General features: G+C 66.3%; 24 protein-coding genes and 1 tRNA gene. 17 read left to right on the top strand and 8 right to left on the bottom strand.

The annotated features are described in order from the left end of the window. Nucleotides 1-62: 62 nt before the first annotated feature. Complete coding sequence (locus tag QTH97_RS13665; protein ID WP_286568703.1) at nt 63-848, bottom strand: IclR family transcriptional regulator domain-containing protein; 786 nt, start codon at nt 846-848, stop codon at nt 63-65. A 172-nt stretch (nt 849-1,020) separates the two neighbouring features. On the opposite strand from QTH97_RS13665, the gene QTH97_RS13660 reads away from it, so the two are divergent. From QTH97_RS13660 to QTH97_RS13630, 7 genes are read left to right on the top strand one after another with little or no spacing between them, the layout of a single operon-like run. Continuing rightward, entirely contained in the window at nt 1,021-1,944 is a 924-nt protein-coding gene (locus tag QTH97_RS13660; RefSeq protein WP_286568702.1) for a shikimate dehydrogenase family protein, read from the top strand. A gap of 43 nt (nt 1,945-1,987) precedes the next feature. Then, nucleotides 1,988-2,875: a sugar phosphate isomerase/epimerase family protein gene (locus QTH97_RS13655; RefSeq protein ID WP_286568701.1), complete on the top strand. Its 888-nt coding sequence runs from the start codon at nt 1,988-1,990 to the stop codon at nt 2,873-2,875. Then, nucleotides 2,872-3,705, top strand: a complete 834-nt coding sequence (locus tag QTH97_RS13650) for a shikimate dehydrogenase family protein (protein WP_286568700.1) — start codon at nt 2,872-2,874, stop codon at nt 3,703-3,705. Before QTH97_RS13655 ends, QTH97_RS13650 begins: the two co-directional genes overlap by 4 nt. Nucleotides 3,706-3,716: 11 nt before the next feature. Then, complete coding sequence (pcaB, locus tag QTH97_RS13645) at nt 3,717-4,928, top strand: 3-carboxy-cis,cis-muconate cycloisomerase (RefSeq protein ID WP_286568699.1); 1,212 nt, start codon at nt 3,717-3,719, stop codon at nt 4,926-4,928. Continuing rightward, a complete protein-coding gene (locus tag QTH97_RS13640) occupies nt 4,925-5,359 on the top strand; it encodes a carboxymuconolactone decarboxylase family protein (RefSeq protein ID WP_286568698.1) in 435 nt (144 codons plus the stop codon). Before pcaB ends, QTH97_RS13640 begins: the two co-directional genes overlap by 4 nt. Further along, nucleotides 5,356-6,564: a multidrug effflux MFS transporter gene (locus QTH97_RS13635; RefSeq protein ID WP_286568697.1), complete on the top strand. Its 1,209-nt coding sequence runs from the start codon at nt 5,356-5,358 to the stop codon at nt 6,562-6,564. Before QTH97_RS13640 ends, QTH97_RS13635 begins: the two co-directional genes overlap by 4 nt. Next, nucleotides 6,561-7,325, top strand: coding sequence for an alpha/beta fold hydrolase (locus QTH97_RS13630; protein ID WP_286568696.1), 765 nt, complete (start codon nt 6,561-6,563; stop codon nt 7,323-7,325). Before QTH97_RS13635 ends, QTH97_RS13630 begins: the two co-directional genes overlap by 4 nt. 19 nt (nt 7,326-7,344) lie before the next feature. Here the strand turns inward: QTH97_RS13630 and uraH (QTH97_RS13625) are convergent, their stop codons facing one another. From uraH (QTH97_RS13625) to QTH97_RS13610, 4 genes are read right to left on the bottom strand one after another with little or no spacing between them, the layout of a single operon-like run. Beyond that, complete coding sequence (uraH, locus tag QTH97_RS13625; protein WP_286568695.1) at nt 7,345-7,698, bottom strand: hydroxyisourate hydrolase; 354 nt, start codon at nt 7,696-7,698, stop codon at nt 7,345-7,347. Between the two features lie 22 nt (nt 7,699-7,720). Continuing rightward, nucleotides 7,721-8,209: a hydroxyisourate hydrolase gene (gene uraH / locus QTH97_RS13620; RefSeq protein ID WP_286568694.1), complete on the bottom strand. Its 489-nt coding sequence runs from the start codon at nt 8,207-8,209 to the stop codon at nt 7,721-7,723. Nucleotides 8,210-8,245: 36 nt separating this feature from the next. After that, complete coding sequence (gene uraD / locus QTH97_RS13615; protein ID WP_286568693.1) at nt 8,246-8,788, bottom strand: 2-oxo-4-hydroxy-4-carboxy-5-ureidoimidazoline decarboxylase; 543 nt, start codon at nt 8,786-8,788, stop codon at nt 8,246-8,248. Next, on the bottom strand, nt 8,785-10,119 hold the full coding sequence (locus tag QTH97_RS13610; RefSeq protein ID WP_286568692.1) for an MFS transporter: 1,335 nt from the start codon (nt 10,117-10,119) through the stop codon (nt 8,785-8,787). Before QTH97_RS13610 ends, uraD begins: the two co-directional genes overlap by 4 nt. 146 nt (nt 10,120-10,265) lie before the next feature. Between QTH97_RS13610 and QTH97_RS13605 the strand changes: the two genes are divergently transcribed. Beyond that, nucleotides 10,266-11,219 (top strand): LysR family transcriptional regulator, encoded by a 954-nt coding sequence (locus QTH97_RS13605; protein ID WP_286568691.1) that lies wholly within the window; start codon nt 10,266-10,268, stop codon nt 11,217-11,219. A 50-nt stretch (nt 11,220-11,269) separates the two neighbouring features. Further along, complete coding sequence (locus QTH97_RS13600) at nt 11,270-11,944, top strand: DsbA family oxidoreductase (RefSeq protein ID WP_286568690.1); 675 nt, start codon at nt 11,270-11,272, stop codon at nt 11,942-11,944. Between the two features lie 44 nt (nt 11,945-11,988). Here the strand turns inward: QTH97_RS13600 and QTH97_RS13595 are convergent, their stop codons facing one another. Beyond that, nucleotides 11,989-12,852, bottom strand: coding sequence for a LysR family transcriptional regulator (locus QTH97_RS13595; protein WP_286568689.1), 864 nt, complete (start codon nt 12,850-12,852; stop codon nt 11,989-11,991). A gap of 66 nt (nt 12,853-12,918) precedes the next feature. Between QTH97_RS13595 and QTH97_RS13590 the strand changes: the two genes are divergently transcribed. The 4 genes from QTH97_RS13590 to QTH97_RS13575 all read left to right on the top strand — a co-directional run bounded on the left by QTH97_RS13590 (nt 12,919) and on the right by QTH97_RS13575 (nt 17,900). After that, nucleotides 12,919-14,109: a YbfB/YjiJ family MFS transporter gene (locus QTH97_RS13590; protein ID WP_286568688.1), complete on the top strand. Its 1,191-nt coding sequence runs from the start codon at nt 12,919-12,921 to the stop codon at nt 14,107-14,109. A 21-nt stretch (nt 14,110-14,130) separates the two neighbouring features. Beyond that, nucleotides 14,131-14,724: a carboxymuconolactone decarboxylase family protein gene (locus QTH97_RS13585; protein WP_286568687.1), complete on the top strand. Its 594-nt coding sequence runs from the start codon at nt 14,131-14,133 to the stop codon at nt 14,722-14,724. A gap of 102 nt (nt 14,725-14,826) precedes the next feature. Continuing rightward, entirely contained in the window at nt 14,827-16,554 is a 1,728-nt protein-coding gene (locus QTH97_RS13580; protein ID WP_286568685.1) for an ABC transporter permease, read from the top strand. A 20-nt stretch (nt 16,555-16,574) separates the two neighbouring features. Further along, nucleotides 16,575-17,900: an ABC transporter ATP-binding protein gene (locus QTH97_RS13575; protein ID WP_286568737.1), complete on the top strand. Its 1,326-nt coding sequence runs from the start codon at nt 16,575-16,577 to the stop codon at nt 17,898-17,900. Here QTH97_RS13575 and mnmH read toward each other — a convergent pair. Beyond that, nucleotides 17,845-18,960, bottom strand: a complete 1,116-nt coding sequence (gene mnmH, locus QTH97_RS13570; RefSeq protein ID WP_286568684.1) for a tRNA 2-selenouridine(34) synthase MnmH — start codon at nt 18,958-18,960, stop codon at nt 17,845-17,847. The genes QTH97_RS13575 and mnmH overlap by 56 nt on opposite strands. Nucleotides 18,961-19,037: 77 nt before the next feature. On the opposite strand from mnmH, the gene selD reads away from it, so the two are divergent. From selD to QTH97_RS13550, 4 genes are all read left to right on the top strand, one after another. Continuing rightward, complete coding sequence (gene selD / locus QTH97_RS13565; protein ID WP_286568683.1) at nt 19,038-20,093, top strand: selenide, water dikinase SelD; 1,056 nt, start codon at nt 19,038-19,040, stop codon at nt 20,091-20,093. 36 nt (nt 20,094-20,129) lie between these two features. After that, nucleotides 20,130-20,630, top strand: coding sequence for an ABC transporter ATP-binding protein (locus QTH97_RS13560; protein WP_286568682.1), 501 nt, complete (start codon nt 20,130-20,132; stop codon nt 20,628-20,630). Nucleotides 20,631-20,712: 82 nt separating this feature from the next. Further along, a tRNA-Gly gene (locus QTH97_RS13555) sits at nt 20,713-20,788 on the top strand. A 120-nt stretch (nt 20,789-20,908) separates the two neighbouring features. Then, the gene (locus QTH97_RS13550; protein ID WP_286568681.1) at nt 20,909-21,739 is read left to right on the top strand and encodes a plasmid replication/partition related protein; all 831 of its coding nucleotides are present in this window, start codon (nt 20,909-20,911) and stop codon (nt 21,737-21,739) included. Between the two features lie 5 nt (nt 21,740-21,744). On the opposite strand, the gene QTH97_RS13545 is transcribed toward QTH97_RS13550, so the two are convergent. Further along, entirely contained in the window at nt 21,745-21,906 is a 162-nt protein-coding gene (locus tag QTH97_RS13545; RefSeq protein ID WP_286568680.1) for a hypothetical protein, read from the bottom strand. Nucleotides 21,907-22,024 lie beyond the last annotated feature (118 nt).

Here is a 22,024-nt window from a genome sequence, read left to right as displayed (position 1 = left end):
CACGGGGGATGTCTCCGGCAGGAGGGCGGCGACCCCGCGAAGTGGGCAAGCCTGGGGGCGAGCTAGATCAGATTCCTCATGGCCTGCGCGGTTTCGCGCAACACGGGCAAGACGCGGGCAACCGCGTCTTCGCTGCTTTCATGACCCATTGGCATGGTCACATTGAGCGCACCCACCAGGTCGCCATGCCGGTCGCGCAGGGGTACCGCGATACCGCGGGAGTTCAAGTCCAACTGCTGCTCCGACAGCGCCCAGCCTTGAGCCTGGATGCGGGCAAGTTCCAGTTTCATGCGCTCCTTGCTCGAAATGGTGTGCGACGTGAAGACGGCCAGTTCGCGCGCGGCGAGCCATGCCGTTCGCTCTTCGTCGCTGCGCATTGCGAGCATCAGCATGCCGGCCGCCGTCACCTGCGCCGGAACGCGCGCTCCCAGGACGTAGCCGGTGCTCATGCTTCGATTCGGCCCGTTGCGTGCGATGTAGACCACCTCGTCGCCGTCCATCACGCTGAGGTAGGCGATCTCGTGCGTGCCGGCCGCCACGCGCTGCAGGAAGGGCTGCACGATGCGCGGCAGGCGCGCCGATTCCAGGTACGACTGTCCCAGGCGGAGCACGCGCGGAGTGAGCCAGAAGAGCTTGCCGTCGCTCGCCACATAGCCCATGTGCTGCAAGGTGAGCAGATAACGGCGCGCGGCGGTGCGCGTCATTCCCGTGCGCTGGCCTGCCTCGCTGGCGGTCATGCGGGGGTGCGCGTCATCGAAAGCTTCGATGATCGATACGCCGCGTTCCAGGCCTGCGATCCAGTCGCGCTTGTCGAGGCCGGGTGGGACAGGGGACAGGTCTGTGCTCATGAAGGTGATTGGGGAGAAACCCTGAAATCGTCCGATTGTCGAACCAATGAGTTCGATGATCGCATTTTTTACGCCTCTCGGGGCGATGGCTAGACTCGCCAGCTACTACATTAGCTGCGCTTCTTCCGGAATCGCGCGATAGTCGAACAAAACTTCAAGCGAGGCACGATCCATGTTCCCTCCCATCGTCGGCAGCACTGCTCTCTATCTGCTCCCTGGTGATCCAGTGAAGAATGTGCGCCTGCCGCGCATGTTCAACGCCGTGTTCGAGCGCTTCGGCATCGACGCAGTGATGGCGCCGGTGCAGGTGCCGCGCCGTGATCTGGCGGTGTTCGTCAAGGCAGCCTTTCTCGCGAAGAACGTGCACGGCATGGCGATCGCGCCGCCGCACAAGCCCCTTCTGGTCGACCTGCTCGACGGCTGCGGCCTCTTCGGCCGTGTGGCGGGCTCGGTCAACGTGGTGCGCCGCATCGACAACGGCGAACTCGAGGGCGACCTGTTCGACGGCGAGGGCTTGCTCGGCGCGCTGGACCGCTACAACATTCCCTTCCGCGGCAAGCGCGTGCTCATCCTCGGCGCCGGAGTCAGCGCGGCGGCCATCGGCGTCGCGCTGGCCGAAGGCGGCACTGTCAACGGTGCCGACCACATCGCCTTCTACGACACGGCGGCCGGCAAGGCGGCAGGTGTCGCGGCCAAGCTCGACTCCTTCTTCGATGCGAACACGGTGGCCGTTGACAGCAACGACCCGGCGGGCTTCGACCTGGTCGTCAATGCGACGTCGCTGGGCCTGTCGCCCGACGACGTGCTGCCCGTCGACGTGGCCCGCATGGAGCCGCACGCCGCGCTGTTCGACATCCTGCTGCGCAACCAGCCCACGCCACTGGTACGCGCCGCGCGCGAGCGAGGGCTCAACGCGCAGGCCGGGTTCGAGATGCTGATCCAGCAGATGCCGCACTACCTCGATTTCTTCGGCCACAAGGACGCGGCGAATGGCGTGCGCCACGATGCGAACTTCCTGCGCGAACTCATCTATCCGGCCGCGATGGCCGATGAAATCCACCATCCGTTGCGATACCACTCGGCCAGCGTGGCCTGACGCATCCCTGCAACACTGCCCTTCACGACAAAGAACACCCCTCATGGCCATCGCCCTCGACCGCTTCGGCTTCAACACCGTCACCATGGGCGGAGAACTCGGCCACAAGCTGGAGTGCATGAAGGCGGCCGGCTTCGCCGGTGTCGAGTTGTGGGCGCGGGACCTGATCAATCACCCGACCGGCGTCGAGAAGGCCGCGCAGCTGGTGAAGCAGAGCGGCCTGAAGGTCACCGACTTCCAGCCGCTGCGCGACTTCGAATGTGCGCCCGACGCCATGCGACCGCACCGGCTCGAAATGGCGCGCGAACAATTGCGGCAGATGGCGCTGGTCGGCACCGACATGCTGCTGTGCTGCTCGACCACGTCGCCGCTCGCCATCGACGATCCCGACCGTGCAGCCGAAGACCTGCGCACGCTGGCCACCCTGGCCACGCCGCTCGGCATCCGCATCTGCTACGAGGCGCTCTCGTGGGGCCGCCACACCAACCGCTGGCACCAGGCCTGGGACATCGTGCGCCGGTGCGACCGCGAGAACGTCGGTCTCAACCTCGACTTCTTCCACATGTCGGTGCACGGCGACGACACGGCCGAGACGCTCTCGCAACTGGCCGACGTGCCGGTGGAAAAGATCTTCCTGGTGCAACTGGCCGACTACTTCTTCGAATACAGTGACCGCCAGGCGGACATGATCGAACTCGCGCGCCACCAGCGCCTGTTTCCGGGCGAAGGCCTGCACGATGTGCGCGACATGGTGCAACTGCTCGAGGACAAGGGTTATCGCGGCTATTACACCTTCGAGGTGTTCAATGACGACTACGTGAACTCCGATCCCGTGGTCATCGGCCAGCGTGCCATGAAGAGCGCGCGCTGGATCAGCGAATCGCATGTGGCCGGCGGTGTGCTGGCGTGCGCCAACCAAGGAAGCTCATGATCTCCGGCAAAACCACCCTCATCGCCCACCTGGGCTACCCCACCGAGAGCTTCAAGGCTCCCATGATCTACAACCCCTGGTTCGACAAGCAGGGCATCGACGCAGTCGTCATGCCAATGGGCGTCAAGGCCGAGGATTACCCCGAGGTGCTGGCCTCGGTGTTCCGCCTCACCAACATCCGGGGCGCGCTGGTGACGATGCCGCACAAGATCACGACGATGTCGCTGGTCAACGAGGTCACGCCCACCGCGACGATCGCCGGCGCCTGCAACGCGATCCTCAAGCGGCCCGACGGCACGCTGCTGGGCGACCAGTTCGACGGCGCGGGCTTCGTGCGCGGCGTGCTGCGCAAGGGGCGCGTGCTTGAAGGCGCGCGCGTGCTGGTCTCGGGCAGCGGCGGCGTGGGCTCGGCCATCGCGGCATCCCTGGCTGCGGCCGGCGTCGCCGAGATGGCGCTTTTCGACGCCAATACCGCTTCGTCCGAAGCGCTCGCGGGGCGGCTGCGCACGCACTACCCCAAGCTCAAGGTCACCACCGGCTCCAGCGATCCGGCCGGCTACGACGTGATCGTGAACGCCACGCCGCTCGGCATGAAGGAGGACGATCCGCTGCCCTTCGACGTCGGCCGCATCGCGCCGTCCACCTTCGTGGGCGAAGTCGTGATGAAGAGCGAGTACACGCCGCTCCTGCGCGCCGCGCGCGACAAGGGCTGCATGGTGCAGGTCGGCACCGACATGCTGTTCGAGATGATCCCGGCCTATCTTGAATTCTTCGGCTATGGCACTGCCACGCCGGAAGAGTTGCGGGCCGTGGCAACGCTCGCCTACTGACGATCATCCCCATGAGTATTTTCGAAGGCTTCCTCTCCACGTCCGAAACGCTGGCCGCGTTCAGCGACCGCAATTTCGTCGACGCCATGCTGCGTTTCGAGGCCGCGCTCGCGCGTGCGCAGGCGCAGGTCGGCCTGATTCCCGAATCTGCCGCGCATTCCATCGTCGGAAGCTGCAAGGTCGAGCTGTTCGATGTCGCCAAGATCGTGCGGGAGAGCGGCCGGGCGGGCAGTGTCGCGATTCCGCTGGTCAAGGGCCTGAAGGAAGCGGTGGGCCTGTTCAACGCCGAGGCGGTGCGATTCGTGCATTTCGGCAGCACCAGTCAGGACGTGATTGATACGGCGATGGCCCTCGTCACGCGCGAGGCTGTCGCGCTGGTCGAGGCGGATCTTTCCAAGGCCGCGCAGGCGCTGCTGCAGCACGCGCAGCGGTACGCCACCACGCCGATCCTGGCTCGCACGCTGATGCAGCCTGCGTCGGTGACCAGCTTCGGATTCAAGTGCACGGGCTGGGCGGCACCGCTCGTGCGCAGCAAGGTGCGGCTCGCCGAGGCAGCCAGGCGTGCCCTCAATGTGCAGCTCGGCGGTGCCGTCGGCACGCTTTCGCAAATGAAAGGGCAGGGGCCCGAGGTTCGTCGCCACATGGCTCAGGCGCTGGGCCTGGGAGACCCCGGCGCGACCTGGCACACGCAGCGCGACGAATGGATCGCGCTCGGCTGTGAACTGGGTCTCATGGTCGGCAGCCTCGGAAAGATCGCGAAGGACATCGCGCTGATGGGCCAGTACGAAGTCGGCGAACTGGCCGAGCCCAGCGAGCCGGGGCGTGGCGGCTCGTCGGCGATGCCTCACAAGCGCAATCCGGTGGCGTCCATGGTCGCGCTGGCCGCTGCGCAGCGCGCGCCCCAGCGCGTGGCGGCATTGCTGGCCGCGATGCCGCAGGAGCATGAGCGCGCGCTCGGCGCCTGGCAGGCCGAGCTGGCCGAGTGGCCGCAACTTCTGATGTCCGCGCACGGCAGCGTGCGCGCGCTGGCGGCAGCGTTGCCGGGCCTGCAGGTGGACGCTGTACGGATGCGTTCCAATATCGACCGCCTGCGCGCCGAACTGCCGCGCGATGCCGCGGACGAATGGTTCGATCCGGCATTGGCCGAGCCGGCCGGGGCGATCGCGCTGGCTCAGGCATTGACTCTGCAGGCTCAACTCAACACACCGGATTCCGCACGATGACTTCCCCCGAAACCCCGCCCAACGCCTCCCCGGATACGTACGAAAGCGGCCTCGTCAACCGCCGCCGAGTGCTCGGAGATGCCTGGGTCGACCGATCCCTCGCCAACCGCAACGCCTTCAACAGCGAGTTCCAGGAACTCATCACGCGCCATGCGTGGAACGACATCTGGGGCCGACCCGCGCTTGGCGACAAGACGCGCCGCTTCATGGTGCTGTCGATGATGCTCGGCATCCACGCATACGAGGAGTTCGCGATGCACGTGCGCGCCGCGCTCGACGGTCCGCCGGAATCGCGCCTCACGCCCGACGACATCAAGGAAGTGATCATGATGGCCGCGATCTACTGCGGCGTGCCGGTCGCCAACCATGCGTTCGGCATCGCGACAGGCATCCTGCGCGAGAAGGGCCTGCTCGCGGACGCACCGAAGTGACCGGGGCTGCCGCGCGCAGCGGCGCCTCCTTCGCTTTGCTGCTGCCGCTGCTGCTCGCCGCACAGCCGGTGGCGACCGACAGCTACCTCCCGGCGCTGCCGGCCATTGCCCGGGACCTGGGGTCCGCCAGCGCCAGCCTCACGGTCTTCGTGCTCGCGTTCGGAATTGGGCAATTGCCCTGTGGTCCGCTGTCGGACCGCTTCGGACGCCGCCCCGTGCTCCTGACCGGTCTTGCCTGCTACGCGCTGGCCGCGCTGGGCTGTGCGCTGGCGACGGGCATCCCCATGCTGGTGACTTGCCGCGCCTTGCAGGGCTTCTCGATGGCCGCGATCCTGGTCTGCGCGAGGGCTGCGGTTCGTGATCTCTACCCGGCGCACGAGGGGCCGCACGTCATGGCTCGCGGCCTGACCGGGCTCGGCGTGGTGGCGCTCGTCGCTCCGGTGCTGGGCGCCTATGCCGTGCACGCCACGGACTGGCGCTGGGTGCTCGGCGGCATGGCCGTGTATGCCCTCGTGCTTTGGGCGTTGTGCTTTCGAGGGTTCAGCGAAACGCGGATCAAGGCCTCCGATCCGTCGGCGTCGAAGGGCAGCGTTCGCGAGGTGTTTGCCACCCAGAGTTTTCGCGCCTGGGCCTCAGTCTCCGCGGTGACTTACGGCGGCCTGTTCTGCTTCCTGCTGTTCTCTCCGATGGTCTACATCAGCTATCTTGGGCTCTCGCCGGGCTGGTACGGCTGGATTCCGGCGGGCGGATCGCTGGTCTACATTTTCAGCACCACGCTGTGCCGGCGCCTCCTTACCCGCCACGGCGCGGTCCGCACGGTGCAGATGGGCTCGGTGGTGAGCCTCTCAGGCCCGCTGGTGCAGGCGGTGGGCTGCTGGCTGCTGCCGATGTCGGCCTGGCCGCTGCTGCTGGGGCATGCGATCTACTGCATCGGCCACGGCATTCACCAGCCTTGCGGGCAAGCCGGCGCCGTGGGCGACCTGCCGCATCTCGCGGGGCGTGCCGTTTCATGGTCGGGCTTTGCGATGATGGCGGTTGCGTTCGTCGTCGGGCAGATCGCAGCGATCTTCGTCAATCCACAATTCAGCAACGGCGCCTGGCCCATGGTGGTGCCGATGGCGCTGGCCGGTGTCACGCTGGTGCTGATCGCTTATTTCTGGCTGCCGCACCTGCCACTCTCCCATCCACGAAAGGAAACACCATGATCCGTTTGAACGTTGTGCGCGAGGGCAATGGCCCGATCGTCGTGCTGAGCCACGCGCTGGGCTGCGACCTCCACATGTGGGACGGTGTCGCCGCCTTGCTGGCGCGCGCGCACACGGTGCTGCGCTACGACCACCGCAACCACGGCGCATCCGAAACGATCGCCGGCCCGCTGACGCTGCAGATGCTGGCCGATGATGCGGCCGAACTGATCGATCGCGAGGCGCAGGGCGAGCCGGTGCATTTCGTCGGCCTGTCGATGGGCGGCATGACCGCGCAGGCGCTGGCGCCCAAGCATCCGAAGCTGCTCAAGAGCGTGGTGATCGCCAATTCGTCGGCGCACTATCCCGACGCCGCGCCGTGGCGCACGCGCGTGGAGACGGTGCAGGCGCAAGGCGTGGCGGCGATCGCTCAGGGCGCCGTGGCGCGCTGGCTCACGCCGGAATACGTCGCCACCCCGGAAGGCGCCGCCGCCGCACGCTCGCTGCACGACACCCTGGTGAGCACCGATGCGGCCGGCTACATCGCAAGCTGCGACGCCGTGGCCGCGATCGATTTCCGCGAGAGCAACCGCCGCATCGCCGTTCCCACGCTGGTGATCGCCGGCACCCGCGACGAGGCCACGCCCCCCTCGATGTCAGAGACGATGGTGGCGGCCATTCCGGGCTCGCGTCTTGTCACCATCGAAGCCGCCCACCTGAGCGCGGTCGAACGGCCGGTCGAGTTCACTCAACTGCTCGTGGATTTCTGGCGCAGCCTGTGAGGCATCGCAGCCAGGCCGCTCAGCTGCCGCGATAGGTCGAGCAGCTCCACGGCGTGCACAGCATCGGCACGTGGTAGTGCTGTTGCGTGTCGAAGATCGCGAAGCGCACCGGCACCGTGTCGAGGAAGGGCGTGTCGTTTCCGGCGCCCGGCTGTCGCCGGAAGTAGTCACCGACGTGAAACAGCAGTTCGTACTGCCCCGTGCGGGCTGCGTCGGGCGCCAGCACCGGCTGGTCGGTGCGGCCGTCGGCGTTGGTGGTGATGCGCTTGATGAGCTTCCAGCTGTCGCCGTCGCGTACCGAGAAGTCAATGCGCATGCCTGCGCCGGGACGCCCGGTGCCGCTGTTGAGTACGTGGGTGGAAATACCGGCCATGTTTGTTGTCTCCTTGTGCGGGTCATGAGCCGCGGTAGTACGAGTAGCCCCACGGCGTGAACAGGATCGCGAGGTGGATGCGCTCATCCGGATTGGCGATCAGGAAGCGCACGGGCACCTGGGCGAGGAAATTCGGCGTCGGCAGCACCGTGCCGCGCGCCGCGAAATAGTCTTCGACCTGGAGCAGCAGTTCGTAGCGGCCCGGCTGGTAGCTTTGGTCGACCAGCAGCGGCTCGTCGGTGCGACCGCCGCGGTTGGTCTCGAAGCGGCGCAACACGCGGTAGTCGGTGCCGTCATGCATCGAGAGCTGCACCTTCATTCCAGCGCCGGGCGATCCGTGGTGGGTGTCGATTGCATGCATGGTGAGGCGCGGGCTCAGATTGAGCTGCGAGACCGGCGCCGTCGTCAGGCCGGCCGGCGCGTTCTGCGCGACTGCCGTGCCGGCGGCCAGGCTGCCGAGGGCGAGCCCTGCGGGCAGGAAGGCGCGGCGGGTGAGGGTGGGGGAGGCCATGCTGTCTTGTCTCCTGTCTCTGCTTGTTCTCGGCGGCTACATCACGGGCGACGCGAGCAGCCGCCCAAGCCGCAGCCGCGTGATGATGGCGATCTGCTCCAGTGCGGCTTCGAGTTCGGTGTCGGTGTCGCGGGCAGTGCGGGCGCGTAGCGCCTCGAAGATCTGGGCCCGGGTGTTGGCGAGCACGGCGATCACGAAGGGAAATCCGTGCTTCGCGGCGTAGGCCGCGTTGAGTCCGCGCAGCGTCTGCAACTGATCCCGGCTGAGGGCATTGAGGCCGGCCTGTTCGGTGGTCGAATGGCCGGTCATGGTGCCTGCCTGGGCTTCCTTGCCCGCCAGCTCCGGGTGCATGCGCAGGAAGTCGATGCGCACCTCGCGGGACGTTGCGCGGACCACGTCCATCATGGTCCGGTGCAGGTGGTCGATGCTCGCGAACGGGCGCTCGGCCCAGGCGCCGGTCGCCACCCATGGCGAGTGCTCGAATACGCCGCCCAGTGCAGCGACGAAGCGCACGCGGTCGAGTTGGTTGATGCCCGCCAGCGTCAAGTCCGGCGATTCGAAAGCGAGTACCGCGCTCATGCAGCCACCGCCTTCTTCACGAAGCGCGGGACGAACGCGATGATGAGAATCGCGGCGCAGATCTCGACTGCAGCCACGATGTAGAGGCCCGGCGAGAGCAGGCCGGTCGAGGCTTTGATCGCGCCCAGCATCGACGGTGCGCCGAAGCCGGCGAGATTGGCGATGGAGTTGATCAGCGCCACGCCGCCCGCCGCGGCGGCCCCGGCGAGGAAGCGGCCCGGCAACTGCCAGAAGACTGGAATCGCGCTCATGGTGCCGACGATGGCGAGGGTCTGTGCTGCCAGCGCGAGCATCGGGCTCTGCTTCATGAAGAGGGCCGTGAGAGCGAGGCCGACCGCGCCGAGCGCTGCCGCGAAGGCGCAGTGCAGGCGGCTTTCCTGGTGGCGGTCGGAATGCAGGCCGTTGTAGATCATGCCGGCCGCGCCGCAGAGGTAGGAGAAGGCCATGATCCAGCCCACGGTGGCGGGGTTGGTGAAGCCCACTTCCTTGACCACCGACGGGCCGAAGAAGGTCAGCGAGGAGTTGGCCGCGATGATGCAGAAGAAGATCAGAATGAGCAGCCACATGCGGCCATCCTTCAGCGATGCGATGAGGCTCTCTTCACGATGGCCGAGCGCCTTGCCGTCGCGCGCCAGATCCTCGTGCACCAGGCGGCGCTGTTCGGCCGTGAGCCACTTTGCCTGCTCGGGGCGATCGGTCAGGTAGAACCAGGTCACGAAGCCGGCGATGACGGAGGGCACGCCTTCGATGAGGAACACCCACTGCCAGCCCGACCAGCCGTTCAGGCCGTGCAGGTTGTTCATGATGCTGCCGGCCAGCGGCCCGCCGAGAACGCCCGCGATGGCCGACGCCGACATGAAGATGCCGAAGGCCTTGGCGCGCCGCTCGCTCGGGTACCAGTAGGTCAGGTACAAGATGATGCCGGGATAGAAGCCGGCCTCGAACACGCCCATGAGGAAGCGCAGGAAATAGAACATCGCCGGCGTCTTCACGAACATCGTCGCTACACAGACGATGCCCCAGCCGATGGTGATGCGCATGATGGTCTTGCGTGCGCCGATCTTCTGCAGCAGCAGATTCGACGGCACTTCGAAGAAGAAGTAGCCGAGGAAGAAGATGCCGGCGCCCAGGCCGTAGACCGCTTCGCTCCAGCCCAGTTCGTCGAGCATGGTGAGCTTGACGAAGCCGACGTTGACGCGGTCGATCCACGCCAGCACCCAGAGCGCGAAGATGAAGGGAATGATGCGCCAGGTGATGCGGCTGTATGCCGCGTCGAGCGCGCTGGGCGGCGCCGTGGGCGCTGCGTGTTGCGGGACTTCCAGGGTGGTCATGAACAAACTCCTTGGCGGATCAATGAGGACATCGAATGGGGTCTGCGGATTGGGCCAGCCGACACCCCGACCTGTCGATACCGCGGCGGCATGCGAATCGCTATAGACTGCATCGGACATATCGATAGACGAGGGTCCCAACAGCCATGCAACGCGGCGTCGATCTGCTCGACGGTCACCTGCTGCGGGTGCTTGCCACGGTCGTGGAGGAGCGCAGCGTGTCGCGGGCCGCTGCGCGGCTGCACCAGACGCAGCCGGCCGTGAGCGGCTCGCTCAAGCGCCTGCGTGAGATCTTCGGGGACGCACTGCTGGTGCGCGACGGCACTGCGATGGTGCCGACCGCCCGCGCCGCGGGCCTGGCCAGCCAGGCGCGGCGGGCGCTGGGCGAACTGGAGGCGCTGCTGGTCGAGCCCGATGAGTTCGTCGCCGCGGACGCAGAGCAGCGCTTCCGGATCGCCTCGCCCGACTACATCTCGCCCTCATGGATCGCCCGGTTGGCGCAGCACGTCAGCATCGAGGCGCCGCACTGCCGCATCGAGCTTCGTGCGCTGGGCCCTACCTTCGACTTCGAACGCGCGCTGGGGGACGACGAACTCGACCTCGTCATCGGCAACTGGCCCGCGCCGCCCGAGCACCTGCACATCTCGCTGCTGCTCGAGGATGATCTGGTTTGCCTGATGGCGCGCGAACATCCTTTGGCACAGGGCGCCTCGCAGATCAGCGAGGCCGACTACCTGGCTGCGGGTCATGTCGTACCGGTGCCCTATGCCATGGCGCAGCGCGGCGTGGTCGAGACCTACCTGGGCGAGCGCCGCCTGGGGCGCGATGCGCGGGTGCAGGTACCGTATTTCGGCCTTGCGCCATCGATCGCGGCCAGCACGCAATTGATCTTCACCACCGCGCGCCATTTCGCCGAATACCACGCGCGCTTGTTGCCGCTGGCGCTGTTGAAGGCGCCGGAGGGGTTTCCGCGCATGCGCTTCTACCAGCTCTGGCACGACCGGGTGCACCATTCGCCGGCGCATCGCTGGTTGAGAGGCCTCGTGGCGCAGTTCGGGCGCGAACTGGTGGCGCGCGAAGACGCAAAGCCAGTGGGGTGATCGGCGCCCGGGTCGTTGAAAGTGGCGCGGGCGGCCTCATCATCCGTGCCATGCCTACCCAACTCCACATCGATTTCGTCTCCGACATCTCTTGCCCATGGTGCGCCGTCGGCCTGGGCGCGCTTGAAGCCGCCCTCCAGAACGTCGCTCCGGACGTGACCGCCGAATTGCGCTTTCAACCCTTCGAACTGAACCCGCAGATGCCCCGTGAAGGGCAGGATGCTTTCGAGCACTTGAACCAGAAGTACGGCACCTCGCGAGAGCAGCAGGCGCAGGCGCGCGAAGCGATCCGCGCGCGTGGCGCGGCCGTCGGCTTCGAGTTCAGGCGGGAAGGGCGTGCCCGCGTCTACAACACGTTCGATGCGCATCGCCTCTTGCACTGGGCCGAACTGGAAGACGCGGCGAAGCAGGTCGCGTTGAAGAAGGCGCTGCTCAAGGCCTGCCACACCGACGGCGAGAACCCGTCGGACCCGGAGGTGCTGGTGCGCCTCGCGACTGAATCCGGCCTCGATGCGCAAAGGGCACGGGCCATCCTCGAAAGCGACGAATTCGCGGCCGCGACCCGTGAACGCGAGCGGCTCTACACCGATGCCGGCATCCATTCCGTGCCGGCCATCATCATCAACAACCAACACCTGATTTCGGGCGGCCAGCCGGTGGAAATCTTTGAGCGCGCCTTGCGGCAGATTGCCGGTGCTGCGCCATCTGGTGTGGCCGTGGCTTGATTTCGTAGACGCAACGCGTCGGGGTTGGGGCCGGCAGGAAAAACTCAACCCTTCCCCAGCATCTCGATCAATCGAGCAAGCGCCACCGAAGGCGTCCCCTGCCACACCAGGTGCGTCCGATTGGCACGCATGCGCTCCGGCAACGCATGCTGGCAAACATCCGCGGTAGCACGCAACGCCTTGAGGACCGACACGGGCACGATCGCGAAACCGGTGCCTGCGGCAACGCAAGCGATCATGGCCTGGTAGGAAGAGAATTCCAGCGATCGCGATGGCGCCACGCCACCCTTGCCCAGCCATTGTTCAAGCAGCCTTCGATAAGAGCACCCTTGGGCGAAGGCGATGAGCGTCGCGTTCGTCAGATCGCCCGGCTTGGTGACAGAAGCAATGCTGCGCGCCGTGATCAGCACCAGTTCTTCTTCGAACACGGCCATCGTTTCGAGGCCGGATGCGGTGAAGGGCTCCGACACAAAGGCCGCTTCGATTTCGAACGCGCTCACCCGCTTCAACAGCGCACCGGTCGTGCCCGTCACCAACTCGACGATCACCCCCGGATAGAGCTTGTGAAAGCGCGACAGCACCGGTGCCAAGCGGCTGCCCGCCGTGCTTTCGAGCGAACCGAGCCGGAACGTGCCGAGCGGGAGATCGCTACGCAATTCACTTTCGGCTTCGTCCGCCAAACGCAGCAGGCGGTCAGCGTAGGGCAGCAACTTGTGCCCGGCCGGCGCCAGCGCCAGCGTCCGGCCTTGCCGATGGAATAGCTTCTGGCCCAGTCGCTCCTCCAACTGCTGGATGCGGGTCGTGACGTTCGACTGCACGCGGTTGAGCTTGTCCGCCGCGCGGATCACTCCCCCCTCCGCCACGACGGTGCGGAAAATCTCGAGGGAATCCAGATCAATGGTTCTCATAAAGCGAATGATTGTTCTGAATAATTCATTTGTGGCGCATCCGCATTTTGCGTCTAATGACTGCCCATGTCGAACCCTTCCATCGCCATAGCGCGTCCTTCCTTCTTCGCCGTTTGCGCAGCGGGCTTGCTGGCCCTGGCCATCGCGATGGGTATCGGGCGTTTTGCCTTCACGCCGATGCTGCCGCTGATGATCCGTGCCGGCAGTGCCGACGTCGCTGCTGGAGGTTGGCTGGCAGCGGCCAACTACGCGGGCTATCTGCTGGGTGCGATCACGGCGGCGCGCATTCGGCTCACGCCGCAGCGCATCGGGCTGGTGTCGCTTCTGGCCATCGTGGTTTCGACCACGGCAATGGGCTGGACCGGATCAGTGGCCATCTGGTTGGTGCTGCGCTTCGTGGCGGGCGTGGCGAGTGCCTGGGCGCTCGTGAGCACGAGCGTCTGGTGCCTGGCTTGGCTGGCGCGCCTGGGGCGACCGGCCGGTGCCGGCATCCTGTATGCCGGTGTCGGGGTCGGCATCGCGCTGGCCGGGCTGTATTGCTGGCGTGCCGGTGCGGCCGGCGTGCAGCCCGACAAGCTGTGGTTGCAACTCGGCGCGCTGGCGTTGCTCGGCCTGGTCGTTGTCGCGGCGCTGATGCCGCGGGACGCGGGCGCGTCCCAGGCAGCCGGCCGCGAAACCGCGACGACGACCCGCCAGGCGTCGTCCGGTGGCGCACCGTGGAGCCTGGTGCTCTGCTACGGCGTGCTCGGCTTCGGCTACATCTTGCCTGCGACCTTTCTCCCCGTGCTGGCCCGTGCGGTGGTCGACGATCCTTCCGTCTTCGGCGCCGCCTGGCCCGTGTTCGGCGCAGCGGCAGCGGCATCCACGCTGGTTGCCGGCGCGGTGCTGGGGCATGTCTCCCGGCGCCGGGTGCTGGCGGGAAGCCATGTGCTGATGGCGCTCGGCTGCCTGTTGCCGGTGCTCCATTTGTCCGCCTCGACCGTGCTCGCTGCGGCTCTGCTGGTCGGCGGAACCTTCATGGTCGCGACCATGGCAGGCATGCAGGAGGCCAAGGCGACTGCCATCGGAGACCCGACGCGAGCGCTCGGTCGCATGACCGCCGCCTTTGCCATCGGCCAGATGGCCGGGCCCGTGCTGTCCTCCGCATTGAGCGGGACTGCGCAGGGCTTCGGCGGTCTCTTTGCCGCCCTGGTCATCGGTGCAGTGGCGCTGTTGGGCAGTGCCGCGTGGCTGGCCCGCGAGCCGTCCCGAAGCTGAATCAACGAAAGGAATCCCATCATGTTTCAACAAGGTCATACCGCCCCGTGGTCCGAGCGCCTGCCGATGCCCGCCGCCGAGGCGATGTCGGACGCGCAGCGCGCCGCGGCGCAAGCGCTGATCGACGGGCCGCGCAAGGCGGTCTTCGGTCCGTTCATTCCACTGCTGCAGAGCCCGGTGCTGATGGAGCGCATCGGCAGCCTCGGCGAGTACCTGCGCTTCGACAGCAAGCTCGACGCACGCGTGCGTGAACTCGTCACCTGCGCGGTCGCGCGCCATGTCGGCAATCAATTCGAATGGGTGCTGCATGCGGCGGCAGCGGTTAAGGCCGGCGTCAGCGCCGAGGCGATCGAAGCCCTGCGGCTCGGACGCCGCGCTGCACCGCTGGTCGACGACGAGCAGCTCGCGCTCGACTTCGCGCTCGAACTCCTGCAGCACCACGGCGTGAGCGAGCCGACCTACGCCGCCGCCGTGGCGCGCCTTGGAGCGAGCACCGTGGTCGAGCTCAGCGCGCTCGTCGGTTACTTCACGATGGTCTGCTGGGTCATGAACGTGGCGCACACGCCGGTGCAAGGGGCAGAGGGGCAGCGCGGGCTCGAAGCGTTCCCGCTGTAGCACGCCGCCCGGATGGGGCGGCAGGTCAGGTAGAGGTCCGTTGGCGCAGGCAGAATGGCGCGCCGCGGACAGGGTCCGTGAACCGACCCTTTGCTTCCGCCGATGCTCGACAAACGCTTCTTCCCCCGCCTGGCCGTCGCGTCCGGCGGCAATCGTTGGGACTGGGCCTTGTTGCCGCTGGTGCTGGCGACGCTGTTCGCGCTCGCCTATGGCGGCGCGCAGATGGCACGGCCGTACGAACTCGGCCAACCGATGCCGATCAGCCTCGACCCGTGGATGCTGCCGTACTACCTCCTGCGCACCACCCTTCGAATGTTTCTGGCGCTGGGTGCCTCATTGGTGTTCAGCTGCATTTTCGCAGTGCTGGCGACACGCTACCGGGCGGCCGAGAAGGTGCTGGTGCCGATGCTCGACGTGCTGCAGTCGATCCCGATCCTGGGCTTCCTGTCGATCACCGTCACGGGCTTCATCGCCTTGTTTCCGGGCAACTCGCTCGGCGTCGAGTGCGCGGCGATCTTCGCCATCTTCACTTCGCAGGCGTGGAACATGGCGTTCAGCCTGTATCAATCCCTGCGCACCGTGCCCTCGGAGTTGCGTGAGGCGGCGTCGGTGTTCCAGCTTTCGGCTTGGCATCGATTCTGGCGGCTGGAGTTGCCCTTCGCGATGCCGGGCCTGCTGTGGAACATGATGATGTCGATGTCCGGCGGCTGGTTCTTCGTGGTTGCTTCCGAAGCGATCTCGGTGTCCAACCAGAACATCAAATTGCCTGGTGTCGGCTCGTACATCGCGACGGCCATCGAGGCGCGCGACCTCGGTGCGATTGGCTGGGCCATCGGCGGGATGCTCATCGGCATCACGCTCTATGACCAGTTGTTCTTCAGGCCTCTGATCGCCTGGGCCGACAAGTTCCGCTTCGAAGAGGGCAGCAGCGAAGATGCCCCACGCTCGTGGCTGCTCACCTGGTTGCGCCGCACCGATCGACTCAAGCGCTTCGTGGTCGGCGCGGCCAGGCTGCTCGAGCGATCACTGGTGCTGTTTCGCCGCGATCACGACGGCACCTCGATCAAGGCGCGACCGCGCCAGTCCAACCCGGCGGTGGCGCGCGTGTGGGATGCGGTCCTGGCGGCGTCCGTGTTTCTCGCCGTTGCATGGCTGGCGCGATTCATCCACACGGAAGTCGGCTGGGGGGAGGTCGGCCACGTCTTCGTCCTGGGCCTCTACACGATGCTGCGCGTGCTGGTGCTGATCGCACTTGCCGCCCTGGTCTGGGTGCCGGTCGGCGTATGGATCGGAATGAATCCGCGCTGGGCCGGGAGACTGCAAGGCGTGGCGCAGTTCATGGCGGCTTTCCCTGCGAACCTGATGTTCCCGGTGGCGGTGTTGTTCATCGTGCGCTGGCGTCTCGATCCGAACATCTGGCTGGCGCCACTCATGGTGCTGGGCACGCAGTGGTATCTGCTCTTCAACGTGATTGCCGGCGCATCCAGCGTACCGACCGAGCTGCGCCTTGCCGCGCGGAATCTCGGCCTCGCCGGTTGGCTGCGTTGGCGGCGCTACCTGCTGCCGGCCGTGTTCCCGAGCTTTGTCACGGGTGCGATCACGGCCAGCGGCGGTTCGTGGAACGCGAGCATCGTCGCCGAATACGTGACCTGGGGCGACACGACGCTGCAGGCCGCGGGGCTGGGCAGCTACATCGCACACATGACGGCCATCGGCGACTTCCCGCGTATTGCGCTGGGTATCGGCGTGATGTGCGTGTTCGTGATGGCCATGAACCAATTCGTCTGGCGCCGGCTCTATGAGCTGGCCGAGAACAGGATGCATTTCTGATGAACGCGCGAAGGAGCGCCATGGCCGAAGCCATCGTTGAACTCAAGGGCGTGGGCAAGTCCTTCCGCTCCGCCGACGGCACCGCGCGCTCGGTTCTGGAAGGCGTGGACTTCCGCCTTGCCGAAGGCGAGATCGTGGCACTGCTCGGGCCGTCGGGCTCCGGCAAGTCGACGCTGCTGCGCATCCTTGCAGGGTTGATCAGCGCCGACGCCGGGAGCGTGGGATATCGCGGCCAGCCTCTCTATGGGCCGGTGCGCGGCATTGCGATGGTCTTCCAGTCCTTTGCGCTTTTCCCGTGGCTCACGGTCCAGCAGAACGTCGAGCTCGGTCTGGAAGCGCGTGGCGTTGCCCCGCCCGAGCGTGCGCGACGTGCCGGTGCCGCCATCGAGCTCATCGGCCTCGCGGGCTTCGAAGGCGCCTTGCCGCGCGAGCTGTCGGGCGGCATGCGGCAGCGCGTGGGCATCGCGCGTGCGCTGGTGGTCGAGCCGGAAGTGCTGCTGATGGACGAAGCCTTCTCGGCGCTCGACGTGCTGACCGGCGAGCGGTTGCGTGACGACATCCTCCAGCTGTGGGGCGGCGGGGCGATGCCGACGAAGGCGATGCTCATCGTCTCGCACAACATCGAGGAAGCGGTGCTCATGGCGGATCGCGTGTTGATCTTCGCTGCCGACCCAGGCCGCGTGCGTGCCGAACTGCCGATCCGCTTGCCGCGTCCGCGGGACGTCGACAGCCTGGAGGTGAGGGCGTTGATCGACGAAGCCTACGCACTCATGACCGCCGGCGCAGCGGCGACCGGCCGCACGCCGGAGGAGCCGGTGCGCATGCACCTCGGTGACCGTCTGCCGGACGCCGACATCGGCCGCATGGAAGCCCTGCTGGAGATGCTGGTCGACGACGGACGGGAAGGCCGCGCGGACTTGCCCCAGCTCGCGGAAGAGGCCGAGCTGACCGACCACGATCTGTTGCCGCTGGCGCAGGCGCTTGCGCTGCTGGGCCTTGCGCAACTGGTGGATGCCGACTTGCATCTCACCGAACTGGGTCGTCACTATGTTGCGGGCGCGCATACCCTGCGCCAGCAGTTGCTCGGCCAGCAGTTGCTGGCGCGCGTGCCGCTCGCCGCGCACATGCGCCACAGCCTGGAACAGGCGCCGGCGGGCGAACTGCCTCAGGAGCCCTTCCTGGAGCTCCTGAAGGAAAGCCTGGACGAACCGACGGCCGAGCGGGTGCTGCGCACGGCGATCGAGTGGGGCCGCTACGGCGAAGTGTTCGAGTACGACCTGCGCACTGGCCTCATTCATTTGCCGGCGGGCGACGACGAGAGCCAGGAGCCACGGGGCCACGAGTAACTGCGCCGGTACCGGCATCCAACTCAAGCACAGCGTCGGCCAAGGCCTCGATACCCTGCTCCGTCAGGTCGTTTGCCTCGATGCGCGAGCGATCGGACCAGGCCATGAAGTGACGCGCCTGCGAGCGGGCGTAGTGCGGGTCGTAGTGCTGCGTCATCAGTTCGGCGAACAGCGGCCTCAGTTCTCGCGCGCGTGCCCAGGCTTGCCAACGCTGCACCGTTTCCTTGCCCTGCAGTTCCTTGAGCAATCCCAGCTGCGTGGCGAGCGCCTCGCCGTCGTCGCCCAGGTAGGCATAGTCGCGCAGCAGGTAGTCCAGTCGCGCTTGCGGGGTTGCAACGATCTCGATGCAGGGGCTGGCACGCATTCGCGTGACCAGCGACACGGGCAGTGCGATGCGGCCGATGCGGGGGCTTTCACCCTCGACGTACAAGGGCTGGCGCAGATCGACGGCTTCGAGCACCTGAGTGATGCGCGTCTCGAAGTGCTTCTGCGACGGCTGGGACACGCCCGGCAGTGCACCGAGCAGCGAGCCCTTGTGCTTCGCGCAGTCTTCCAGATCGAGCACCTGCGCGCCTCGCAGGGCCAGCGCCTGAAGCACCCGGGTCTTCGCACTGCCCGTTGCACCGCAGAGGATGCGCAAGGGCAACCGGGGGCACAGCGCCTCCAGCCGTTCGATCACATGATGGCGAAAGCTCTTGTAGCCGCCGGCCAGTTGCTGGGCGTCCCAACCGACCAGCCGCAGCCAGGTGACCATCGAGCCGCTGCGCAAGCCGCCGCGCCAGCAATAGACGAGCGGCTTCCAGTCGGCGGGCTGATCGGCAAACCGCTCGCGCAAGTGCCTGGCGAGATTGGCAGCCACCATGGCGCCGCCGACGCGTCTGGCCTCGAATGCACCGCGCTGCTTGTAGAGCGTGCCGACGATTCGACGCTCCTCGTCGTCGAGCACCGGGCAATTGATGGCGCCGGGGATGTGGTCCAGCGCGAACTCGGAAGGCGAGCGTGCGTCGATCAGGGTGTCGAAGGCGTGCAGGTCGGACGCCCGGATTGGATTGCGTTGCATGATCGCTTCAGGAGCGCGTCGGGGCGCTCGTGGCTGGCACAATGCCGATCGACTCTCTCAGCTTTGATGTCTTCATCATGGAACCGATTGCTCTCACACGGTTTTCACACGGCGGCGGGTGCGGCTGCAAGATCGCCCCGGGCCTTCTGGCGGAGATTCTGGCACGCGCCCCTCAAGGCATCCTGCCACCCGAGTTGCTGGTCGGCATCGAGACCAGCGACGATGCCGCGGTCTACCGCCTCAACGACACGCAGGCCCTGGTCGCGACCACCGATTTCTTCACGCCGATCGTGGACGACCCCTACGACTTCGGCCGCATTGCCGCGACCAATGCGCTATCGGACATCTACGCGATGGGCGGCACGCCGATCATGGCGCTGGCGCTCGTCGGCATGCCCATCGACAAGCTGCCACCGGAGGTCATCGGCCGCGTGCTGGAAGGCGGCGCGAGCATCTGCCGCGAAGCTGGCATACCGATCGCGGGCGGCCACAGCATCGATGTGCTCGAGCCGATCTACGGCCTCGTGGGCTTAGGCCTGGTCCACCCCGACCGCGTGCGCCGCAACGCAGATGCGCTGCCGGGTGACGTCCTCGTGCTCGGCAAGCCGCTGGGTGTGGGCATCCTGTCGGCGGCGCTCAAGAAGGGATTGCTCGACGAAGCCGGCTACGCGCAGATGCTGCGCCATACGACGCAGCTCAATCGCGTGGGCATCCAACTCGCCGCGCTCGACGGCGTGCATGCGATGACCGATGTCACGGGCTTCGGGCTCGCGGGTCACCTGCTTGAAATGTGCCGGGGTGCGAAGCTGCGTGCGCGCGTGCGACTCGGCGCATTGCCGACGATCGATGCCGCGGTCATGTTCGCCAAGGACGGTATCGTGACAGGTGCCTCCGGACGCAACTGGAATGGCTACGGCTCGCAGGTCGACTGGCCTTCGCATGCGCAGGCGTGGCAGCGCGCACTGGTCGCCGACCCACAGACCAGCGGTGGACTGCTCGTCAGTTGCCACGCCGATGCCGTGAATGCCGTGCTTGCGGCCTTCGGTGCTGCCGGCTTCGAGCAGGCAGCGCGCATCGGGACCCTTCACGCGCTGGACACCCGGGCGCCACCGGGCATCGAGTTCGACACCTAGGGCCCGAGCGCGCTGTCCGAATGGGAGGAAACGGTGATGAAACCTTGCATCCGTGCCTTGATGACCAGCGTCGTGATGACCTTGCCATCCCTGCCCACCTTCGCTGACCAGGCGCAGTCGCAGGATCTATCCGACAAGGGCTACTGGGAACTCCTGGTGGGTCCCTTTGCAGTGCACTGGAGCCGCGACGAAGCGCACAAGAACGTCTTTCTCCTGGGGCTGGAGCGCGGCCAGCCCGACGGCACGCTGTGGGGCGTCGCGGCCTTCCAGAATTCGTTCGGCCAGGCTTGCGCCTATGCGTACTACGGTTACCGATGGGACGATGTGTTCGGGTATGCGGGCGTCTACGCCAAGATTTCCGGCGGCATCCTCTATGGATACAAGGAGCCGTACGAAGACAAGATACCGGTCAACCACAACGGTTGGGGCCTCGCGATCATTCCCGCGGTCGGCTATCGCATTACGCCCAAGGATGCAGTGGAGGTCGGCATGCTCGGCACGGCCGGTCTCATGTTCATGTACAGCCGGCGGTTCTGACGACTGGCGCCTGAGGACGAAAATCTTTGAGGCTCGGCCAAAGAGGCCCGTTCATGCCTCTATAATTCGAAGCTCGAAAAATGCGGGAATAGCTCAGTTGGTAGAGCGCAACCTTGCCAAGGTTGAGGTCGAGAGTTCGAGACTCTTTTCCCGCTCCAGTTTCGCCCTTGCGGATCCATCGCCGTCACAGGGCATCCGTACCGGCAACTCTTCAGCCGGTACGTAGCGCGGGTTCCTCGCGCAGATCTTCAGGGCGACTCATCTCCAGTCAAACGCCCATGGACATCGTCGTCAACGAAGAACTCAAAGCCTATATCGACCCGCTCACCGCGGAGGAAGACGAGGCGCTCGAACGCAGCATCCTGGCCGAAGGCTGCCGCGACGCGCTCGTGCTGTGGGGCGACGTGCTCGTCGATGGCCACAACCGTTATCGCATCTGCCAGAAGCATGGGCTGCCCTTTCAGACTGTGCAGCACACTCGCTTCCATTCGATGGAGGACGTGCACCTGTGGATGATCGACCAGCACCTGGGTCGCCGCAGCATCTCCGACTTTCAGCGCGGGGTGCTGGCATTGCGCAAGCGAGAGATCGTGGCCGAACGTCGCTCTCGCACCGCCGCTGCGCCAGGCCCGGCAACGGTTGCCGACGCACCTGCAGATGGCCCGACTGCGCAAGCCGTTGGCGACCTGCCTGCGGGCCCTCCGCTCAACAGCCGCGAGGCCATCGCCAAGGCCGCACGCCTGAGCAGCAGCCAAGTCGTGATGATCGAGAAAATCAGGAAGCAGGCGGCGCCCGAACTGGTCGCTGCGGTCAAGTCCGGAACGATCTCGCTCAATGCGGCGGCGGCCGTGGCGACCCTGCCTGCAGAGGAGCAGATCGCTGCAGCCAATGCCGGAAAGGATGAACTGAAGCAGGCCGCCAAGCGAGTTCGCGAAGCGAAGCGAAAACCTCGTGACGAGCGCGATGATCGCGATGGATCGGCTGTGTCGGAATCATCCGAAGAGGCCGCGGCGCCTGATGAGCTGCAGGCACTGCGTCGACGCGTGGCCGAACTGACGGCGGAGAACGATGCACTGCGCAGGCAGCTTGCAGAGCTGCAGTTGCAGTAGGGGGATCAGCGCAGCGGCGCGCCTCGAATCGTGTCCGCAGACTTCTTGAGCTGGTCGGCCATGTCGCGGTGAATGCGCGAGGTGCCGCGTTGGTGGAGCACGTCGATCACCCAGCCGCCTGCGACCAGCAATGCCAGTGCAACCATGGTGAAAATCTCAGAATCCATGACGATCTCCCGGACCTTTGACACCTTGCACTTTGATGCGCTCGACTCTGTTTGGGAATCGGCCAAATAGCATGTGTTGCTATCCGCGCCGGCCGTGAAATTGTTCCTTTTTTCGGGT

The sequence above is a fragment of the Variovorax gracilis genome (assembly GCF_030317115.1).
Classification (GTDB): domain Bacteria; phylum Pseudomonadota; class Gammaproteobacteria; order Burkholderiales; family Burkholderiaceae_C; genus Variovorax; species Variovorax gracilis.
Note: the sequence above shows the minus strand (reverse complement) of the source record. Positions and strands in the feature narration are given on the sequence as shown.

Excerpts from the sequence above, each read along its gene's own strand:
- QTH97_RS13650 (WP_286568700.1), top strand. The coding sequence starts at position 2,872 with ATGATCTCCGGCAAAACCACCCTCATCGCCCACCTGGGCTACCCCACC.
- QTH97_RS13550 (WP_286568681.1), top strand. The coding sequence starts at position 20,909 with ATGGACATCGTCGTCAACGAAGAACTCAAAGCCTATATCGACCCGCTC.
- mnmH (WP_286568684.1), bottom strand. The coding sequence starts at position 18,960 with ATGCAACGCAATCCAATCCGGGCGTCCGACCTGCACGCCTTCGACACC.
- uraD (WP_286568693.1), bottom strand. The coding sequence starts at position 8,788 with ATGAGCGCGGTACTCGCTTTCGAATCGCCGGACTTGACGCTGGCGGGC.
- QTH97_RS13610 (WP_286568692.1), bottom strand. The coding sequence starts at position 10,119 with ATGACCACCCTGGAAGTCCCGCAACACGCAGCGCCCACGGCGCCGCCC.
- pcaB (WP_286568699.1), top strand. The coding sequence starts at position 3,717 with ATGAGTATTTTCGAAGGCTTCCTCTCCACGTCCGAAACGCTGGCCGCG.
- QTH97_RS13630 (WP_286568696.1), top strand. The coding sequence starts at position 6,561 with ATGATCCGTTTGAACGTTGTGCGCGAGGGCAATGGCCCGATCGTCGTG.
- QTH97_RS13660 (WP_286568702.1), top strand. The coding sequence starts at position 1,021 with ATGTTCCCTCCCATCGTCGGCAGCACTGCTCTCTATCTGCTCCCTGGT.
- QTH97_RS13640 (WP_286568698.1), top strand. The coding sequence starts at position 4,925 with ATGACTTCCCCCGAAACCCCGCCCAACGCCTCCCCGGATACGTACGAA.
- QTH97_RS13560 (WP_286568682.1), top strand. The coding sequence starts at position 20,130 with ATGAAACCTTGCATCCGTGCCTTGATGACCAGCGTCGTGATGACCTTG.
- QTH97_RS13545 (WP_286568680.1), bottom strand. The coding sequence starts at position 21,906 with ATGGATTCTGAGATTTTCACCATGGTTGCACTGGCATTGCTGGTCGCA.
- QTH97_RS13590 (WP_286568688.1), top strand. The coding sequence starts at position 12,919 with ATGTCGAACCCTTCCATCGCCATAGCGCGTCCTTCCTTCTTCGCCGTT.
- QTH97_RS13655 (WP_286568701.1), top strand. The coding sequence starts at position 1,988 with ATGGCCATCGCCCTCGACCGCTTCGGCTTCAACACCGTCACCATGGGC.
- QTH97_RS13595 (WP_286568689.1), bottom strand. The coding sequence starts at position 12,852 with ATGAGAACCATTGATCTGGATTCCCTCGAGATTTTCCGCACCGTCGTG.
- QTH97_RS13600 (WP_286568690.1), top strand. The coding sequence starts at position 11,270 with ATGCCTACCCAACTCCACATCGATTTCGTCTCCGACATCTCTTGCCCA.
- QTH97_RS13575 (WP_286568737.1), top strand. The coding sequence starts at position 16,575 with ATGGCCGAAGCCATCGTTGAACTCAAGGGCGTGGGCAAGTCCTTCCGC.
- QTH97_RS13605 (WP_286568691.1), top strand. The coding sequence starts at position 10,266 with ATGCAACGCGGCGTCGATCTGCTCGACGGTCACCTGCTGCGGGTGCTT.
- uraH (WP_286568694.1), bottom strand. The coding sequence starts at position 8,209 with ATGGCCTCCCCCACCCTCACCCGCCGCGCCTTCCTGCCCGCAGGGCTC.
- selD (WP_286568683.1), top strand. The coding sequence starts at position 19,038 with ATGGAACCGATTGCTCTCACACGGTTTTCACACGGCGGCGGGTGCGGC.
- QTH97_RS13665 (WP_286568703.1), bottom strand. The coding sequence starts at position 848 with ATGAGCACAGACCTGTCCCCTGTCCCACCCGGCCTCGACAAGCGCGAC.
- QTH97_RS13580 (WP_286568685.1), top strand. The coding sequence starts at position 14,827 with ATGCTCGACAAACGCTTCTTCCCCCGCCTGGCCGTCGCGTCCGGCGGC.
- QTH97_RS13585 (WP_286568687.1), top strand. The coding sequence starts at position 14,131 with ATGTTTCAACAAGGTCATACCGCCCCGTGGTCCGAGCGCCTGCCGATG.
- uraH (WP_286568695.1), bottom strand. The coding sequence starts at position 7,698 with ATGGCCGGTATTTCCACCCACGTACTCAACAGCGGCACCGGGCGTCCC.